14 protein-coding genes and 1 pseudogene are annotated in these 17,661 nt (G+C 64.4%); 7 read left to right on the top strand and 8 right to left on the bottom strand.

Annotated elements, in window-relative coordinates:
• A complete protein-coding gene (locus ABIC16_RS17900; protein ID WP_354292103.1) occupies positions 1-1,395 on the bottom strand; it encodes a UdgX family uracil-DNA binding protein in 1,395 nt (464 codons plus the stop codon).
• Positions 1,396-1,428: 33 nt separating this feature from the next.
• Complete coding sequence (locus ABIC16_RS17905) at positions 1,429-2,676, bottom strand: putative DNA modification/repair radical SAM protein (protein ID WP_354292104.1); 1,248 nt, start codon at positions 2,674-2,676, stop codon at positions 1,429-1,431.
• Positions 2,677-2,758: 82 nt separating this feature from the next.
• Between ABIC16_RS17905 and ABIC16_RS17910 the strand changes: the two genes are divergently transcribed.
• Both ABIC16_RS17910 and ABIC16_RS17915 read left to right on the top strand, forming a co-directional pair.
• Positions 2,759-3,991 (top strand): glycosyltransferase family protein, encoded by a 1,233-nt coding sequence (locus ABIC16_RS17910; RefSeq protein WP_354292105.1) that lies wholly within the window; start codon positions 2,759-2,761, stop codon positions 3,989-3,991.
• Positions 3,992-4,037: 46 nt separating this feature from the next.
• Positions 4,038-4,337 carry a hypothetical protein gene (locus ABIC16_RS17915; RefSeq protein ID WP_277968966.1) on the top strand — a complete coding sequence of 100 codons (300 nt, stop codon included), beginning with the start codon at positions 4,038-4,040 and terminating at the stop codon, positions 4,335-4,337.
• A 68-nt stretch (positions 4,338-4,405) separates the two neighbouring features.
• Here ABIC16_RS17915 and pheT read toward each other — a convergent pair whose 3' ends face one another.
• From pheT to rpmI, 4 genes are all read right to left on the bottom strand, one after another.
• Complete coding sequence (pheT, locus tag ABIC16_RS17920; protein WP_354292106.1) at positions 4,406-6,769, bottom strand: phenylalanine--tRNA ligase subunit beta; 2,364 nt, start codon at positions 6,767-6,769, stop codon at positions 4,406-4,408.
• Positions 6,766-7,842 carry a phenylalanine--tRNA ligase subunit alpha gene (gene pheS, locus ABIC16_RS17925; protein ID WP_354292107.1) on the bottom strand — a complete coding sequence of 359 codons (1,077 nt, stop codon included), beginning with the start codon at positions 7,840-7,842 and terminating at the stop codon, positions 6,766-6,768. Before pheS ends, pheT begins: the two co-directional genes overlap by 4 nt.
• A 175-nt stretch (positions 7,843-8,017) precedes the next feature.
• Positions 8,018-8,383: a 50S ribosomal protein L20 gene (gene rplT, locus ABIC16_RS17930; RefSeq protein WP_354292108.1), complete on the bottom strand. Its 366-nt coding sequence runs from the start codon at positions 8,381-8,383 to the stop codon at positions 8,018-8,020.
• Positions 8,384-8,400: 17 nt separating this feature from the next.
• Positions 8,401-8,604, bottom strand: a complete 204-nt coding sequence (gene rpmI, locus ABIC16_RS17935; RefSeq protein ID WP_010406001.1) for a 50S ribosomal protein L35 — start codon at positions 8,602-8,604, stop codon at positions 8,401-8,403.
• A gap of 166 nt (positions 8,605-8,770) precedes the next feature.
• Between rpmI and ABIC16_RS17940 the strand changes: the two genes are divergently transcribed.
• Positions 8,771-10,906 carry an AsmA family protein gene (locus tag ABIC16_RS17940; RefSeq protein WP_354292109.1) on the top strand — a complete coding sequence of 712 codons (2,136 nt, stop codon included), beginning with the start codon at positions 8,771-8,773 and terminating at the stop codon, positions 10,904-10,906.
• Positions 10,907-11,056: 150 nt separating this feature from the next.
• Entirely contained in the window at positions 11,057-11,932 is an 876-nt protein-coding gene (locus ABIC16_RS17945) for a glycosyltransferase family 32 protein (RefSeq protein WP_354292110.1), read from the top strand.
• A 19-nt stretch (positions 11,933-11,951) separates the two neighbouring features.
• Here the strand turns inward: ABIC16_RS17945 and hisN are convergent.
• Positions 11,952-12,738, bottom strand: a pseudogene (gene hisN / locus ABIC16_RS17950) (histidinol-phosphatase).
• Between the two features lie 96 nt (positions 12,739-12,834).
• Between hisN and ABIC16_RS17955 the strand changes: the two are divergent.
• The 3 genes from ABIC16_RS17955 (at position 12,835) to ABIC16_RS17965 (ending at position 16,919) form a co-directional block, all read left to right on the top strand.
• The gene (locus ABIC16_RS17955; RefSeq protein WP_354292111.1) at positions 12,835-13,950 is read left to right on the top strand and encodes a phospholipase A; all 1,116 of its coding nucleotides are present in this window, start codon (positions 12,835-12,837) and stop codon (positions 13,948-13,950) included.
• A 125-nt stretch (positions 13,951-14,075) separates the two neighbouring features.
• On the top strand, positions 14,076-15,095 hold the full coding sequence (locus ABIC16_RS17960) for a GGDEF domain-containing protein (RefSeq protein ID WP_354292112.1): 1,020 nt from the start codon (positions 14,076-14,078) through the stop codon (positions 15,093-15,095).
• 372 nt (positions 15,096-15,467) lie between these two features.
• Positions 15,468-16,919, top strand: a complete 1,452-nt coding sequence (locus ABIC16_RS17965) for a S41 family peptidase (protein WP_354292113.1) — start codon at positions 15,468-15,470, stop codon at positions 16,917-16,919.
• Between the two features lie 10 nt (positions 16,920-16,929).
• Here the strand turns inward: ABIC16_RS17965 and ABIC16_RS17970 are convergent, their stop codons facing one another.
• Complete coding sequence (locus tag ABIC16_RS17970) at positions 16,930-17,442, bottom strand: YciE/YciF ferroxidase family protein (RefSeq protein ID WP_277968974.1); 513 nt, start codon at positions 17,440-17,442, stop codon at positions 16,930-16,932.
• Positions 17,443-17,661 lie beyond the last annotated feature (219 nt).

Consider the following 17,661-nt stretch of genomic DNA (forward strand, 5'->3'; position numbering starts at 1 on the left):
TCAGTTCTCGAACCCGGCTACCCCAGCCCCGGCAACCCGCAGATCCTCGACGAACCGTCCGAACTCGACTTCCGCCGCCGCCGGATCGGGCAAGCGCAGCAGATAGCTCGGATGCACCGTGATCCAGCACGTCCCGCCATCGGCGAGCGCAATCGCCCGCCCGCGTTCCTTGCCGATCGTCACCACCCGCCCGAGCAAGCTCCGCGCCGCGGTCGCGCCCAGCGCGACCGTCACCTGCGGCTTGATCAGCAACCGTTCCTGCTCGACCCACCAGCGGCACGCGTCGATCTCGCCCGCGCCGGGCTTGGCGTGGATTCGCCGCTTGCCACGCTGTTCGAACTTGAAGTGCTTGACCGCGTTGGTGACATAGGTCCGCGTCCGGTCGACCCCAGCCGCCGCCAGCGCGCGATCGAACAACTGCCCGGCGGGGCCCACGAACGGTCGCCCGGCAAGATCCTCCTGATCCCCCGGCTGCTCGCCTACGAACATCAGCGGCGCGTCGACCGGCCCTTCGCCGAATACCGTCTGCGTCGCGTTCGCGTGCAGCGGGCAGCGCGTGCAGGCGGACGCCTCGTCACGCAGTGCGTCCCAGGCGATCGCGCTGTTCCCGCCGACCTCGTCCCGTGCGCGTGCGATCATTCCCGACTCCCGTGCCTGCGCGGATGCGATCAACCCCGGGACCAGCGCGGTCTCGGGCATGTTCTTCCAGTATTTCTTGGGCATTTCCTTGAGCATCGCGCCGATCTTGACGCGCGCCGGGTTGAAGATGGAGGCGTAATAGGTCTTCCACACCTCCTCGATCGGGTCGCCCGCGGGCGCATCCCCCTTGGCCGCGCCCGGCCCCTCGGCGAGTGTCTCGCCATCCCAGTGGATCGACAGATCCGGGGTCAGGATCGACCAGTGCATGCTGGCGAAGCGATCGAGGAAGAACCCCGCATTGTAGCGCAGGATATGATGCTCGGGCTCGAACCAGGCGACGAAGCGGGCCTGGCCGTCCACCTCGACTTCGCGGAAGCGGAGGAACGCGCGCATCTTGTGGATATCCTTGCGCACCTCGCCTGCAAAGCCCTCGAGCTTGCGCACGAGCGGATCGGCCTTGTCCTCGACCGCGCCGGGGCGGTCGCGCAGCCGCACGAGCAAAGTGTAGAGCAAGGCGAAGCGTTCGTGGTCGCTATGCAGCACCGCCTTGCGCGCGAGATCCACGAAAGCGCGCGACACCGAGAAGGCGGGCGCACCGCTCTGCGGCACCGGCAGATCCTCGCCGAACAGATCGACCGCCGCATCCCCGACCTGCCACGTCACGTCCGCCGGTGCGACACCGCCGACCGCCAGCCCGCGCGCCGCCTCGCGCCAGCCGTCGAAATCATCGGGCTCGGCAAGCTTGACCCTGTGCATCGTCCTGTTCTCTCCCGCTCGGTCGCATGACCGTCAGGCGAACAACTCCAGTTGCTTGACCTTGGGTGCAACGATCGGACGCAATTCCGCCTTGTCGCTCAGCGCGACCGGACGCCAGTCCTCCGCGATCAGGAACGGGCGTAGCTTGGTGATCGACACCGTCAGCCGCGCAACGTCGGCCAGATGCAGCCGCCGCCAACGGCGCGCGGCGAGGATCGAGGTAACCGCCTTCACCCCCAGCCCCGGCACGCGCAGCAACCGCTCGCGCGGCGCGCGGTTGACGTCGACCGGGAAGATCTCGCGATGCTTGAGCGCCCAGGCGAGCTTGGGGTCGATGTCGAGCGGGAGCATGCCCGTGGTCTCGTCCGCCGCCGCCACGACTTCCTTCGAGGTATAGCCGTAGAAGCGCATCAGCCAGTCCGACTGGTACAGCCGATGCTCGCGCATCAGCGGCGGGCGCTGGAGCGGGAGGACGGTGCTCGCATCCGGGATCGGGCTGAACGCCGAATAATAGACGCGGCGGAGATCGAAGCTGTCGTACAAGGTCGAGGCGCGCAGCACGATGTCGCCATCGGTCGCCGCATCCGCGCCGACGATCATCTGAGTCGATTGCCCGGCGGGGGCGAAGCGCGGGGCGGACTTGAACTTCTTGCGCGCATCGGTCGCGTCGATGATCGAGGTCTTCGTCTCGGCCATCGCATCCTCGATCCGCACCGCGGACTTTTCCGGTGCGAGCCGCTTCAATCCGGAGACGGTCGGCAGCTCGACGTTGATCGACAGGCGATCGGCATGGAGCCCCGCCTGTTCGACCAGTGCGGGGTCGGCATCGGGGATCGTCTTTAGATGGATATAGCCGCGGAAATCATGATCCTCGCGCAAGCTGCGGGCGACCTCGACCATCTGCTCCATCGTATAGTTGGACGATCCGATGATCCCCGAGGACAGGAACAGCCCTTCGATGTAATTGCGCTTGTAGAAGGACAGTGTGAGGTGGACGACCTCCTGCGCGGTGAAGCGCGCGCGGCGGACGTTCGAGCTCTTCCGATTGATGCAATAATGGCAGTCGAAGATGCAGCTGTTGGTCAGCAGGATCTTGAGCAGCGAAATACACCGGCCATCGGGCGCATAGGCGTGACAAATCCCCATCCCGCCATCGGTCGACCCGACGCCCTTGCTGTCACGCGACGATCGCTTGACCGATCCCGAGGAGGCGCAGGACGCATCATATTTCGCGGCGTCCGCAAGGATCGCCAATTTGCTCTGAACATCCAGTTGCGCCATGCTGTTCCTTATACGTTCTTTTCGCATGCTGTCGACGAAATAGCTGCGCCGGGATAAGACGTTGCGGGATTTGGGGGCGCTTATGACCGAACGGTGGACGCAGCGGATCGATCCGCGCTGGGTGCTTGCGCTCACCTGCCTGCTGGGCTGGGCGTTCAAGGGGCATTGCGGCGCGGCCTGGGGCGGATCGATCCAATATGTCACCGGCTGCTACAGCGACGCGGTACCGTTCTGGGGTTTGCGCGGGGTGTCCGCGGGGCAGATCCCGTACCTTGAGGCGCGGATGGAATATCCGGTGCTGACCGGGCTGCTGATCTGGATCGAAGGGTTCGTCACCCGAAGTGTCTTCGGCGCGAGCGCCACCGCCGCGCATTTCCTGTTCGTGGTAGCGGCGGTCAATGCTGCGCTCGCTTTTCTGGTGCTGCGGATGCTCCGGCGCGCGGGGGTCGATCGGGCGCGGCAATATGCCTGGGCGGGGGCACCCCCGCTGGTGCTGTATCTCGGGCATAATTGGGACATGCTCGCAGTGACCTTCGCCGTGGCGGCGCTGCTGTCCGCGCGATCCGGGGACACGCCGCGCGCGGCATCGCTTGCCGCATTGGGAAGTGCCGCAAAGCTGTTCCCAGTCCTGTTGCTTCCGTTGCTCGGGCTCGGCGCCTTGTTCTCGCGCGGCGGCAGCAGCGTCGCGCGACGGGTCGTGATGGCAAGCGTGCTGGTCGTGGTTGCGGTCGGGAGCTGGGCGTTGGTCAACCTGCCGGTCGCCGTGCTGGCGTTCACCAACTGGTCCGAATTCTACGCTTTCTCGTCCGAGCGGTCTGGCACCGCCGGATCGGTCTGGGAAATCCTGGCGCAATCGGGCTGGTGGGCGACGACGATCCCGGAACGCAACCTGTGGTCCGCGGCACTGTTCCTCGGTGGCACGACGCTGATCGTTGCAGCAGGGTGGCGGCGGCACGGGGCACGCCCCTGGATCCTGTTCGCGCCAGTGCTCGCGTGGTTCCTGCTGACCAACAAGGTCTATTCGCCGCAATTCGACCTGTGGCTGTATCCGGTGCTGCTGCTGACGAGCTATCGCCTGAGGCCGGTCGCATGGTTCGCGGCGGCGGATGTCGCGGCCTATTTCGCAGAATTCTGGTATTTCGCCGGGCTCGACGGCCAGCATCCCGCGGCAACGCTGTCCGATATCGCGCTGGCGGCAGGGTTCCGCGCGGGCGCGATGCTGTGGATTATTGGTGCAGCACTGGTCCGCCCGGCACCGCTTTGGATCGAAACAGGTCGGTCATCGACCGACGACGTTCATTCTATTGCAACGTAACCGACCCTACGCCGTGACGGTCGACAATAAATCCAAGGGTATTCAGATGCGTAAACTCCTGCTCTCGCTCGCCGCCGCGTCGCTCGTCGTTCCGGCCACCATGGCCATGCCGACCACCAAGGCCGAAGCCAAGAAGCGCTATTACGGCCATTCGCGCCGCCACGTCCGCACCTGCCGCCATTCGAGCGGCACCACCGGCCTCGTCGCGGGCGGCGTCGGCGGTGCGTTGCTTGGCAACAAGGTGCTCGGTGGTGGTGCGCTCGGCACGATCGCGGGCGGCGTCGGTGGGGCGTTCGCGGGTCGTGCGATCGATCGCACGATCACTGCAAAGAACCGTTGCCGCTAAGCGCCGGATCGCCCTGATCTAAAAGGAAAGGCCGATCGATCGCGACGCGATCGATCGGCCTTTTCGATTCACCCGCGCAGGCTCGCGCCGAGCTTCGCCGCCGCCGCGACGACCTTGTCCGCGACCGCCTTCAGTTCCGCCTCGGTGAAGCTTTTCTCGCCCGGCTGGAGCGTGACCTCGACCGCGATGCTCTTGTGGCCAGGTTCGACGCCTGTCCCTGTGAACACGTCGAACACCCGCGCGCCGACGATCGCCGCCTTGTCCGCGCCGCGCGCCGCGCGCACCAGCGCCTCGCCCGAAACGCTGTCGGGGACGAGGAACGCAAAGTCGCGCCGCACCGCCTGCAACGCCGGCGGCGCATAGGCCGCACGCGCGAAGCTCGACGCGCGCTTGGCGGGGATCGCATCAAGGTACAGCTCGACCGCCGCCACCGGGCCATCCACGTCGAACGCGCGCGTCGTCAGCGGGTGGACCATCCCGAACGCCGCGAGCACCGTCTTCGGCCCCAACCGCAGCGTGCCCGACTGGCCGGGATGCCAGGCGTCGCCCGCCTCGCCCATGACCTGCAGGTTATCGACCGGCGCACCCGCCGCCGCCAGCAACGCCAGCGCCTCGGCTTTGGCGTCATAGGCGGTGAACTGCGTCGCCTTGCCGTCCTGCCAGCCCCGCGACCGCGCCTCGCCCGCGAGAACGACGCCGAGCGTCGGACGCTCGCCATCGGCAAGATACCGCCGCCCGAGCTCGAACAGCCGGACGCCACCCGCGCCGCGCTTCATGTTGCGCTCCGCTGCCGCCAGAAGGCCGGGGAGCAGCGACGGGCGCATTACCTTGAGTTCCTCGCTGATCGGGTTAGCGAGCGTCCACGACGCGCCGCCGATCGCGGTCGCCTGTGCGTCCGACAGGAAGCTCCAGGTGATCGTCTCGTTGAGCCCCCGCGCAGCCGCAGCCCGGCGGACACGGCTTTCGATCTTCTGCGCAGGCGTGGCGGTCGGCTTCGCCACGCCCGCTGCGCGCGGCAGCGGGGTCGCGGGGACCGAATCGATCCCGACGATACGGATCACTTCCTCGACCAGATCCGCCGGGCCATCGACGTCGCGCCGCGCGGGCGACGGCAAGACGGTCCAGTCGTCCTCGACCGTGAAGCCGAGCGCGGTCAGGATCTCGCGCTGGCGCTCCGGCGCGACCGCGAGGCCACCAAGCGTTTCGGCGCGGGCGGGGTCATAGGCGATGCGCTTGCGCGTCGTCGGCGGCGTGCCCGAATGCGTCGCCTCGCTCGCGCTGCCGCCGCACAGGTCGAGCACCAGCCGGGTGGCGATCGCCAGCCCTTCCTCGAGGAACGCGGGGTCCACGCCCCGCTCGAACCGCGAGCGCGCGTCCGAGGTCAGCATCAGCGCCTGGCCGGTGCGTGCGATCGAATCGGGATCGAAATAGGCGCATTCGATCACGACGTCGGTCGTCTCAGGCGTCACGCCCGAATCCTCGCCACCCATGATCCCGCCGATGTCGTGGACATGCGCGTCGTCCGCGATCACCGTCATCGTCTCGGCCAGCGTATAAGTCTTGCCGTTGAGCGCCAGCACCTGCTCGCCCGCGGCGGCCTTGCGCGCGACGAGCCCGCCCGACAGCTTGGCGCGGTCATAGACGTGCAGCGGTCGCCCGAGATCGAACATCACGTAATTGGTGATATCGACCAGCGTCGAGATCGACCGCTGTCCGATCGCAGTCAGGCGGCGGCGCATCCACTCCGGCGCGGTGCCGTTGACGAGCCCGGTAACGCCCTGTGCGTAGAAAGCGGGGCAGCCCTCGGCATCGTCGGTCCGCACGTCAGGGCCCGCGCCCGCGCCCGCAACCGGCGCGTAGGCGAGCGGCTTCGCGGTGCCGAGCCCGGCAGCGACGAGATCGAGCGCGATCCCGCGCACGCCCATGCAATCCGGGCGGTTGGGGAGGACGTTGACCTCGATCACCGGGTCGTTGAGCCCGGCATAGTCGGGATAGGCCATGCCGATCGGCGCATCGGCGGGAAGCTCGATGATCCCGTCATGCTCCTCGCCGAGTTCCAGCTCGCGCGTCGAGCACATCATACCGTTCGATTCGACCCCGCGGATCGCCGCGACCTTGAGCACCATCCCGTTCGACGGCACCGTCGCCCCGGGCGCACCGAACACGCCGACCAGCCCCGCGCGCGCATTGGGCGCACCACAGACGACCTGCAGCGGGCCATCGCCAGCATCGACCGAGAGGACCTGGAGCTTGTCCGCCTGCGGATGCGGCGCCGCGCTCAGCACCTTTGCGACGCGGAACGCGGCCAGCGTAGCGCCGGGGTTCTCGACGCCTTCGACCTCGAGGCCGATCCGCGTCAGCGTCTCGACGATCGTGTCGAGCGAGGCGTCGGTGTCGATATGCTGCTTGAGCCAGTCGAGCGTAACCTTCATGCGCCGACTCCCTGGCTGAGCGTGGGCACGTCAAGTGCCGAGAAACCGTAATGCTTGATCCAGCGCGCATCGCCTTCGAAGAACGGGCGCAGGTCATCCATGCCGTATTTGAGCATCGCGAGCCGATCGACCCCGACCCCGAAGGCGAAGCCCTGCCACTCGTTCGGATCGAGCCCGCACGCGGCGATCACCTTGGGGTGCACCATCCCGCTGCCGAGCAACTCCATCCAGCCCTCGGACCCGCCGAGCACGCGGCGGCCCTTTTCCATCGTCCAGCCGACATCGACCTCGGCCGAGGGTTCGGTGAACGGGAAGTAGCTCGGGCGCAGGCGGAGCACGATGTCGTCGCGCTCGAAGAACGCCTTGAGGAAGGTCTCGAGCGTCCATTTGAGATGGCCGAGCGTGATCCCCTTGTCGATCACCAGCCCCTCGATCTGGTGGAACATCGGCGTGTGCGTCGCGTCCCAGTCCGAGCGATAGACCCGGCCCGGCGCGATGATGCGGATCGGCGGCTCCTGCCCCATCATCGTGCGGATCTGCACCGGCGAGGTGTGCGTGCGCAGCACCTTGGTCTCTTCGCCCTCGCTCGCCTTCAGGTAGAAGGTGTCGTGCATCGCGCGTGCGGGATGGCTCTCGGGCATGTTGAGCGCGGTGAAGTTATGCCACTGGTCCTCGATCTCGGGCCCGGTCGCGACCGCGAAGCCGAGGTCGGCGAAGATCTCCGCCATCTCGTCGAGCACCTGGCTGACCGGATGGACCGACCCCTGTGGTGCCGCGTCGGCGGGGAGCGTCATGTCGATCGTCTCGCGCGCCAGCCGCGCGTCGAGCTCGGCGCGGTCGAGTGCGGCCTTGCGCGCGGTGATGGCGCTGGTCACCGCCTCGCGCACGCCCTGGATGCGCGGGCCCTGCACCAGCCGCTCGTCGGGCGACATGCCGCCCAGTGTCTTGAGCAAGGCGGTGATGCTGCCCTGCTTGCCGAGCGCCTGAACGCGAACGCCGTCCAGCGCCTCCAGCGTGGCGGCCGCTTCGATCGCGGCGAGCAGGTCCGTCTTCATAGGGTCGAGGTCGGTCATCGCTTGTCCGTTCGTGCTGAGCCTGTCGAAGCACCGGTCTTCGTCAGGGTGGCGTTAGAAGAAACAACAGGGCTTCGACAAGCGTAGCCCGAACGGCGAGGCGGCTGCCGCAAAAGAAAAAGGCGCCGGTGTTGCCACCGACGCCCCAATCCTTGTGCCTCGCAGCAGGTCGCCGTTAGGCAGCCTGGGGTAGAGCCGCCTTCGCCTGCGCGATGATGGCGCTAAATGCGGCACCTCGGTGCATCGCGAGATCCGCGAGGACCTTGCGGTCGAGTTCGACGCCAGCGAGCTTCAGGCCATGCATGAATACGCCGTAGGTCAGACCCTCGACGCGGACCGCTGCATTGATACGCTGGATCCACAGGGCACGGAAGTTGCGCTTCTTAACCTTGCGGTCGCGATACGCATACTGGCCGGCCTTCTCGACCGCCTGACGGGCGATACGGATCGTGTTCTTGCGACGGCCATAATAGCCCTTCGCCAGATTGAGGATCCGCTTGTGCTTTGCGTGGGTGGTTACACCCCGTTTTACGCGTGCCATTCTCTAATCCCTCCGATTCAGCCGAGACCGTAAGGCGCCCACGCCTTAACGGTGGCCGTGTCGGCCTTGGACAGCACCTTGGTGCGGCGATTCTGGCGAATGTACTTGGCGTTGTGGCTCATCAACCGGTGACGCTTGCCAGCGACGCCGTGCTTCAGCAGGCCGGATGCGGTGAGCTTGAAGCGCTTTTTAACGCCGCTCTTCGTCTTGAGTTTGGGCATTTTCGTCCTTTCAGTTTTGCGACGATCTATGAACGGCCACGGCAGCCCATACCGGCCGGGCAGTTCCTCTTACTCGCAGGAAAGCGGGCGCATACCCGCCCCCTTGCGAAAACGCAACCGCAGATCCGTCGAGGAACGATTACGGCTGGCGAACGGTTTCACCGCGATGGACGCTGCACCCTCCCCGCCCGCTGCCGCGCCCCCGGCGCAACCGGTACAAACCGCCCAGCGCAAACGCTGGTGGCGGATCGTTCGAAACGTCGTGATCGGCCTGGTCGTTGCGCTGTTTCTGGTGTGGCTGGTGCTCTACATCACCAAGGGCCGGTTCCTAAAGAGTCCATTCGAGCGAATCGTGTCGTCCGCGACGCATCGCCAAGTGAAGGTGGCCAACGACTTCCAGCTTTATTTCGACCCGATCACGATTCATTTCCGTGCCGAGGGAATGACGATCTCCAATCCATCCTATGCCTCCAGACCGGATCTGTTCGCGGCGAAGCAGATCGACGCACGAATCGCACCGCTGTCGATGCTGTTCGGGAAGCGCCATTTCTACACGCTCGACCTGACCGATGGCGCGGTCGATCTCGAATGGAACGCGCCGCATACCAGCAACAGCTGGACGTTCAGCGACAAGAAGGGTGGCAAGCCGCTCGATTTCCCGCGAATCGACGTTGCGACGGTGGCAGGCACGACGCTGCGCTATCTCGACCCGCGGATGCGGCTGCAGACCGATCTCGCCTTCCAGACGATCACCTCGACCGACGCACGAATCGGCAAATCAGTGCGTTTCACGGGCGATGGAAAGGTACGGGATACACCGTTCACGCTGAAAGGCGCGTTACTATCCCCCGACGCAACCGTCGCCCGCGGCAAGAACAAGCTTGAAGTTGCTGCCGATGCCGCCAACAATCATATTACCGTTGCCGGGACGTTGCCGAGCATCGCCGATATCGAGAACGTCCCGCTGTCGGTTACATCGCGCGGGCGTAATCTTGCTGAATTGCTAGATATCATTGGTGTCGCCATTCCGCGCACTCGTACTTATGCGGTCACGGCAACTTTGATCAAGACCGACACGACCTACGCCTTCACGCGCCTGTCTGGTCGGTTCGGCGACAGCGATCTTGCCGGCAAGTTCACCGTGCGAAATATCGAGCCGCGACTGCACGTCGCCGCAGAGCTGACCACACGCAAACTTGACATCATCGATGCAGCCCCGTTCATTGGCTACAACCCCGATATCATCGCGACCAAGGGCGCGGTCGCCGCGGCGGCAAGCACCGGCGCCGCGCCGGCGCGATTGCTGCCGGACGCTGAAATCCCGGTCGAGACGCTCAAGAACTTCAACGCCGACGTACGCTACCGGGTCGGCGTGGTGCGTTCGAAGAACGTTCCGGTCTCCAACATCGACCTGACGCTGTCGCTAAAAGACAGCCTGCTAAAACTGTCCCCGCTGACGTTCGTCATGGCGCGCGGCGATGTCGCATCGGACATTACGATCGACGCGCGCCGTCGTCCTGCCCATGATACCTACGACATTCGCCTCGCCCCTACCCCAATGGCTCGCCTGCTTGCCGGCTATGGCGTCGCCGAAGCGGGCACCAGCGGTGTTATCAAGGGGCGGATCCTTCTCGAGGGAGACGGAGATTCGTTGCATGATTCGCTGGCGACTTCGCATGGTCGGATCGCGTTCGTTATGCCGGGTGGCTCGTTCTGGACGCGCAACGTTCAATTGTCGGAACTCGACATTGGTACGTTCGCGCAAAAGCTGTTCCAGGGAAAGCTCAAGGAACCGGTGAAGATCAACTGCGGACTGATCGGCTTTACCGTTCGCAACGGCGTCGCTGCTGCGGACCCTATTTTGATCGACACAGAGAAGAATGTGATTGTCGGTCGCGGCGGGTTTAGCTTCAAGTCAGAAGCACTCGATCTGGCGGTGCGCGCGGACGGCAAGCGCTTCAGCTTCCTGTCGGCGCAGTCACCGATCGGGTTGAACGGCAGCTTCGCCAAGCCGGGCTATAGCGTGATCAGCCCGCAATTGATCGGACGCGCGGGCGCCGCGCTCGGCTTGAGTGTCGTTGGTACGCCGGTCGCCGGGCTGCTGGCGTTCGTCGACATCGGCGACGCCAAGGCGGCGCAATGCGGACCGGTTTTGGCTGCGGCCCCCGCTACGGCACAGCGTACGACGAAGGGGGAACGTCGCGACGACGTCGGGCATGGCACCACCGCCAAGGCCGAGGACGGAAAGAAGACCGCGGGAGAACGGTCCGGGCAGCGCAAGAAGTTCCTCGGGATCTTCTAAGTGCAACGACCGCCGTCCTGCAGCGATCAGGCGGGCTACGGGATCCCTCCGTTCAGTTGCTGCCATGAAATGTAGCGTACAAGAGCAAAACCCTGGTTGCATTGCTTTCGGCAGAGAGGTCTGCGATGAAAAATAATGCCTTTTGAAACCTTGCCGATCGTCGGTGCCCGCCACGCAGCACATCGCCGCCAGCGGGTCGACTATTGGTCTGAGCGCTTGCCGGTAACACCTATGGGAACCGCAATTCCCAAGGTCGTCCACCAAACGTATCCCACCCGGGATCTGCCCGAAGTTCTTCGGAACGGGCTAGATCGGTGGATGGCGGAAAACCCCAGCTGGGCGTTTCGCCTCTACTCCTCCGACGAGCGCGAAGCGTTCATAAGGGACGCTTATGGCGAGGAGATCTTGGAAACGTATCGCAAGATACGACCGGAATATGGTGCTGCGCGTGCGGACTTGTTTCGGTACCTTTTGATCTACCGGCTTGGCGGGGTCTATCTCGATATCAAAAGCCGCTTTACGATCCCGATCGACGACGTGATCCGTGGCGACGAGGGCTTCATCGTATCGCAATGGCGCAACGATCAAGGCAGCGAACATGCCGGGATCGGGCTTTTACCGGAGCTCGCGGATATCCCGGGCGGCGAATTTCAGCAGTGGCACGTGATCGCCTGCCCCGGCCATCCGTTCCTCCGTGCCGTCATCATCGCGGTATTGGCCAATATCGACAGTTATAGCCCATGGTTTACCAATGTCGGCCGTATCGGCGTGCTGCGGTTGACCGGACCGATTGTCTATACCCGCGCGATTGCACCCTTGCTCGAAGACTATCCCCATGTTCGGATCGTCGGGGAAGGCCACATTGCGATGCAGTATAGCGCCTATGAGCGCGCGCAGATTTTCACGACGAAACACTATTCGCAACTGACGGTTCCGGTCGTCCGTACCGGAACAGCGGGAGAACTGTCCGGCTGGCTATTCCGTCGCGCACTGGGTTTGAAGGCTCTTCTCAAACGCGGGGGATAAGCTCAGTCCACGCCAGCCTTCAATGCCCACCACGGCAGGCCAGCGCTTCAAGGATATCCTCGATCCGTGCAGGATCTCCGGCCGCGACGACTTCGCCGACGCTGTCGGCGGTCAGCGGGTCCCCCGCCCAGTCGCACATCCGCCCGCCGGCACCCTCGACGATCGGCACCAGGGCCGCGAAATCGTGCAGCTTGAGTTCGGCCTCGACCACGACGTCGAGCCAACCGCTCGCGACACAACCGTAATTGTAGCAATCCCCGCCCAGTACCGTGCTGCGCACCGCCGCATCGAGATGCTCGAAGGCATGCAACTGCTCATCCTTGAACAGCGCGGGCGAGGTCGTTGCGAGCAGCGCCTGGCTTAGCTCGGGACAGCGGCGCGTGACGGCTGGCTTGCCGTTGAACAGCGTCGGCTTGCCCGTCATGCCGACCCAGCGCTCCCCGATGATCGGCTGATCGATCACGCCGAGCATCGGCCACCCCTCGACCACCAGCGCAATCAACGTCCCGAAGATCGGTCGCCCGGAGATGAACGCGCGCGTGCCGTCGATCGGATCGAGCACCCAGGCGCGGCCTGACGTCCCTTCGCGCACGCCATATTCCTCGCCGATGATCGCGTCGTCGGGGAACACACGCTCGATCAGCGTGCGCATCGCCGCTTCGGCTGCGCGATCGGCGAGCGTGACGGGCGACGCGTCGCCTTTCATCTCAAGCCCTTGTTCTGTCCGCCAATACGGACGGATGGCGGCCCCTGCGGCGTCGGCGAGCGGCGGCGGCAAGGGAAAGATCGGATTCGGTAATTCGCATTCGCCCTGCGTAATCCGGCTGGCGCGAAATCGCCAGTCCGTGCAAGTCGCGAACGCCGTGCGAACGGCGCCATCGGGGTGAACGGGGTCGGGAATCATGAAAGTTTTCAAACGATTTGCGGCGTCGGCGTGCCTCGTTCCGATCGCCCTCGCAGCAACGCCGGCAACCGCCCAATTGCGCCCGCTGATCGACCCACCCGCTTCAGCGGAGGAAGCCCGCGCGGGGATCGATGTTTTCGTGATCAACGAAACACAGGCGGTGCAACCTGCCGTGGGTCCGACCGAAATCGAAACCGTTGCCAAGGACGGAACGCATCTGCGGTTCGTCGCGGCTGCCGATAGCGCTGCGACGGTCGCGCCCGGTGGTTTTGCACGGCTTCGGTATCATCTGGCGGCATCCGACCCGGTTGTTGCGGTTGCGGGCAATTCCCCCACCGCGCAATCTGCCGAGCAGAAACCCCCGATCGTCGTGGCCTCGAGTGCCACCGGGGCAAAGGGCGAAACGGTGATCGCGACCTCGCGCGGTGGAACGGGCGGGTTTCTCGACCGCCTTCGCCCCTATGCACCAACCTATGCCGTGATGGGCGCCGGCAGCTCGGGCTCGAAAGTCACCGCCAGCTTCGATTTCCGGCTGATCGGGCGTGAGGATGGACCGCGACTCGACTTTGCCTACACCCACACCTTCTTCCTTGCGACCGACCGGCCATCCGCTCCGCTCACCGCACAAGGGTTCTCGCCCGAAGTGTTCATCGACGTGCCGATTCAGCGAACGCTGACGATCGGGGGCGGGTATCGTCATGATTCGAATGGCGGCGGCGTGACCAACTCGATCGACGTCAACCGGTTCTATTTGCGCGCAAATAAATCGATTCCGATCGGGAACGGCTGGGCGATCGGGATCACGCCGATGGTCTGGGGCTATTTTGGTGACCAAGGACTCGCCCCAGATCTGGACCGGTATTACGGCTACAGCTCGCTCGGCCTGTCGATCGGTCAGCGTGATGGCTTGAAAGTCGTTCTCACCGGACGTGGCAATCCGGGGACGGGCAAGGGCAGCACGGAGTCCTTCGTCTCCTATCCGCTTGCCCGGATCAGCCAGACCTTGCCGCATGTCTATCTTTTCGGGGAATTTTTCACGGGTTACGGTGAGACGCTGGTTGCGTACAATCGTATCGTCAACCACGCCCGCTTCGGGATCGCCATCACACGCTGACGGCGGAGCCACGGGAACCGGATCGGTTTTCGGTCACGCTAAATTAGCAGTTTGCGGATAGGCCTTCCGTCGGGGAAGGCATCGTACCTGTACGATGCCGCGGGTTTAAGGGACGCTCGGGAACGATGGCTACGGCAAGGGAAGCACGACTGGAAACGGTCGAGTACCGGGCCGATCAGGTGTTCGGGCGAATTGGGAAATTCCTGACCGAGCATCGTCTTAGTCCGGACCCGCTGCATTATGCCTTTGCCTACCGCGTCATCAGTCAGCCCGATGGGGTCCTGGCGAAATCGGTTGCAGCGCTGACGGAGGGCGGCATCCGGCTTACCGCACGGGACATCGAAAAGCTCGGCGGCCAGATCACGAATGGACAAGCACCGACGATACCGGAGGTTTGTGATCCGGTCGCGGGGCTGGTCGCCCAGACTCAGATGCAGGTCGAGGGTTTCACCGACATGATGCACGCGATCCGTGCGGAAACGCAGGGATTCGGACGCGATCTCGCGGCAAGCGCGGACGCGATGCGCACGGTCGATAGCACGGTCGATATGGTGCAACTGACTGAAGTCATGCTCGATCGCGTACAGTCCGCAGAAGCACGGCTGGCGGCCGCGACGCACGAAGCGGAGGAATTGCGGCTGAAGCTGGAGGAGGCGCAGAGCAATGCGCGGAGCGACCCGCTCACCAACCTGCCCAACCGGCGCGCCTTCGAGGAATGCTTCGTCCAGCACAGCAGCGGGGGAGAAACCCTCTGTCTGGCGGTATGCGACGTGGATCGCTTCAAGCGCGTCAACGACCGCTTTGGCCATTCGGTCGGGGACCGAGTCCTCAAGGCGATCGCCGAGACGTTGCTCAAAAATTGTGCCGGCCACATGGTCGCGCGCTACGGCGGTGAAGAATTTACCGTGCTGTTTGTGGGGATTACCCTGGAAGAGGCCTATGCCACGCTCGAACGCGCCCGCGCGACGGTTGCGGAAAAGCGATACCGGCTGCGGGAATCCGACGAGCCGCTCGGTGCGGTGACCTTCTCGGCCGGGGTAACCCAGGCACATCCCGACGAATTTCTGGGGTCCGCGTTCGGACGCGCGGACAAACTGCTGTACGCGGCTAAGGACGCCGGGCGGAACCAGATCCGACGCGTTTAGGGATCTGTGCCAACTCTTGGTGCAATGCACTGCGTCACTGCCCGCTCCATGAAACGATGCAAAACTTTTCTGTTGTTTCTCAATAGTGTACCAAACTGGCACGCTCCCTGCAGAGCATCTCCCGTCGGCAATCGGATGGTCCGGGACGCCGATCCACAGGGAGATCCTATCATGACCACTCGTTTCGAAACCGTTCAGCGCGTTGCCTTCTCGCTTGTTGCCGCTCTGATCCTGACGACCGTACTTGCTTCGACGGCGGTCTCGTTCGTTCCGGTCGCATGACCGGGCGGACGGGGACGCCGTCCCCGAATACCCGTCATGCCGGCTGACACCTTACTCAATCCGCGCTAGCCTCATCGCAGAGGTGGCATCATGGTCCGAGCGCGCATACCCGTTACCTTTCTGACACTTGCGGCGCTGCTGTCCGCATGCGGCGGCGGGGGCGGAGGATCGACCACAGCGACGACCGTTACCGCGACCCCGACGCCATCACCCACGCCCGCAGCCGCGAGCTGTTCTTTGCGCGATCGGCAGGACTGGGCGGCGGCGCAGTTGCGCGAATGGTATCTGTTTCCGGAGACGCTGCCCGCGACGATCAGCCCGACCGCGTATGTGACGGTACCCGATTATATCGACGCGCTGACCGCCACTGCGCGGGCTCAGCGCAAGGACCGCTTCTTCACCTATCTCACGTCAATCGCGTCCGAAAATTCCTATTACGCGTCGGGAGCGAGTGCGGGTTTCGGGTTCCGACTGTCGTCCGACGCCGATGCCCGAAGGGTGTTCGTCGCGGAAAGCTTCGAAGGGACCGCGGCCGCCGCGGCAGGGATCGACCGGGGCACGGAAATCCTCGCGATCGGCACGAATACCAGTGACTTACGAACGGTCGATACGATCATCGCGGCGCAAGGGGCGGCAGGCGTTACCGAGGCGCTCGGGCCCAGTACGACCGGGACCACGCGCGTCCTGCGGATTACCGATGCGACCGGCACGCGAACCATATCGGTTACCAAGACCGACTATGCGCTGACCCCGGTATCGAGCCGTTATGGTGCTCAAATCCTGACAGATTCTGGCGAGCAAGTCGGGTATATCAATCTGCGCAGCTTCATCTCGACCGCCGATCCGGCACTTCGCGCGGCCTTCGAGCGGTTCAAGGCGGCAGGCGTGACCCGCGTCATCATCGACGTGCGCTACAATGGCGGGGGGCTGGTTTCGATCGCGGAGGTGTTGGCGAACCTGCTCGGCGGCGCGCGTGCGTCAACGGATGTCATTGATTATACGACGTTTCGCCCTGAGAAATCGTCCAACAACGAAACCGCCTTTTACGTCAAACAGCCGCAGTCGATCAGCCCGACGCGGATCGCCTTTATCGGGACGCAGGGCACCGCCTCCGCCAGCGAGCTTGTGATCGCCCAGGCGGTTCCCTATTTCCATACCAATGCGGCGCTGATCGGGACCAATACGTTCGGAAAGCCGGTCGGGCAGATCGCGCTGGACCTTCCAGAATGTGACGATCGGCTGCGAGTCATTGCCTTTTCACTGCAGAATGCCGCTCGTCAGGGCGCGTATTACGACGGTTTGACATCCATTATGGAAGCAAGTTGTCGTGCTGGCGACGATTTGACGCATCAAATGGGCGACCCGCAGGAATCGTCGACGCGCGCGGCGCTCGACTATCTGGCGGGGCGGACGTGCACGCCCATTTCGGGGACTGCGGGGTCGCAGGGGGCGCTGTCGCTGCGGACATCCGCACGCTCGCTCGAGCTGCTGACGCCCGAGCGCCCCGACACGACGCAACGCGAAGTGCCGGGGTCGTTCTGAAGCCGGTCGCTCAGGCGGCGGCTTCGGCCTTCGGGTTGGTCTTGCTGGTCGCCATCGCGGTCAGCTTGTCGTCGGTCGCATATTCCTCGTCGAGCGTTTCCTGGAGGATCGCTGCGATCTGGTCGCGGCCGAGCTGCTTGGACCAAGCGATCAACGTGCCGTAACGCGTGATCTCATAATGCTCGACCGCTTGGGCCGAAGCGATCAGCGCCGCGTCCAGCACGGCCTTGTCGGCGATTTCGCTCGCGACTTCGTTGGCTTCCTTGATGATGCCTTCGATTGCCGGACACGTTGCGCCCTTGGGCTGTTCGCCGAGCAGATCGAAGACTTGCTCGAGGCGACGGATCTGGCCTTCGGTTTCGAGCAGATGCGTCTGGAAGCCGGCCTTGAGCGCGCTGTCGGTTGCCTTGTCGATCATCTTGGGCAGCGCCTTGGTGATCTGATTCTCGGCATAATAGACGTCCTGCAGCTGATGCAGGAACAGGTCTTCGAAGGTCACGATATCCTTGGTGAACAAGCCCATGTCGTCGATCCTCGAATATGATGTGGGGGGGGTGGGGTAGCCGGACGCGAGGGGTGGCACGTCCGGCGTGTCATCTAAACGGTCGGGTCTCGTGGTGGTTGCGTCGCGCGTGATAAATAGCAGCGGTGCCGGACGTGCGGTGGCCGCACCGCGGCGAAACGAATTGATGCCGCGGAATCGGGCGTTCGGCGCTAGGAAGGCGGCGGGGCGTTCCGCTCC

The organism is Sphingomonas sp. PvP055 (assembly GCF_040546365.1).
In the GTDB taxonomy this organism is placed as follows: domain Bacteria; phylum Pseudomonadota; class Alphaproteobacteria; order Sphingomonadales; family Sphingomonadaceae; genus Sphingomonas; species Sphingomonas echinoides_A.

Coding starts and splice junctions, on each gene's coding strand:
- ABIC16_RS17965 (WP_354292113.1), top strand. CDS start 15,468: ATGGTCCGAGCGCGCATACCCGTTACCTTTCTGACACTTGCGGCGCTG.
- ABIC16_RS17900 (WP_354292103.1), bottom strand. CDS start 1,395: ATGCACAGGGTCAAGCTTGCCGAGCCCGATGATTTCGACGGCTGGCGC.
- pheS (WP_354292107.1), bottom strand. CDS start 7,842: ATGACCGACCTCGACCCTATGAAGACGGACCTGCTCGCCGCGATCGAA.
- ABIC16_RS17960 (WP_354292112.1), top strand. CDS start 14,076: ATGGCTACGGCAAGGGAAGCACGACTGGAAACGGTCGAGTACCGGGCC.
- ABIC16_RS17970 (WP_277968974.1), bottom strand. CDS start 17,442: ATGGGCTTGTTCACCAAGGATATCGTGACCTTCGAAGACCTGTTCCTG.
- rplT (WP_354292108.1), bottom strand. CDS start 8,383: ATGGCACGCGTAAAACGGGGTGTAACCACCCACGCAAAGCACAAGCGG.
- ABIC16_RS17910 (WP_354292105.1), top strand. CDS start 2,759: ATGACCGAACGGTGGACGCAGCGGATCGATCCGCGCTGGGTGCTTGCG.
- ABIC16_RS17915 (WP_277968966.1), top strand. CDS start 4,038: ATGCGTAAACTCCTGCTCTCGCTCGCCGCCGCGTCGCTCGTCGTTCCG.
- rpmI (WP_010406001.1), bottom strand. CDS start 8,604: ATGCCCAAACTCAAGACGAAGAGCGGCGTTAAAAAGCGCTTCAAGCTC.
- ABIC16_RS17905 (WP_354292104.1), bottom strand. CDS start 2,676: ATGGCGCAACTGGATGTTCAGAGCAAATTGGCGATCCTTGCGGACGCC.
- pheT (WP_354292106.1), bottom strand. CDS start 6,769: ATGAAGGTTACGCTCGACTGGCTCAAGCAGCATATCGACACCGACGCC.
- ABIC16_RS17955 (WP_354292111.1), top strand. CDS start 12,835: ATGAAAGTTTTCAAACGATTTGCGGCGTCGGCGTGCCTCGTTCCGATC.
- ABIC16_RS17940 (WP_354292109.1), top strand. CDS start 8,771: ATGGACGCTGCACCCTCCCCGCCCGCTGCCGCGCCCCCGGCGCAACCG.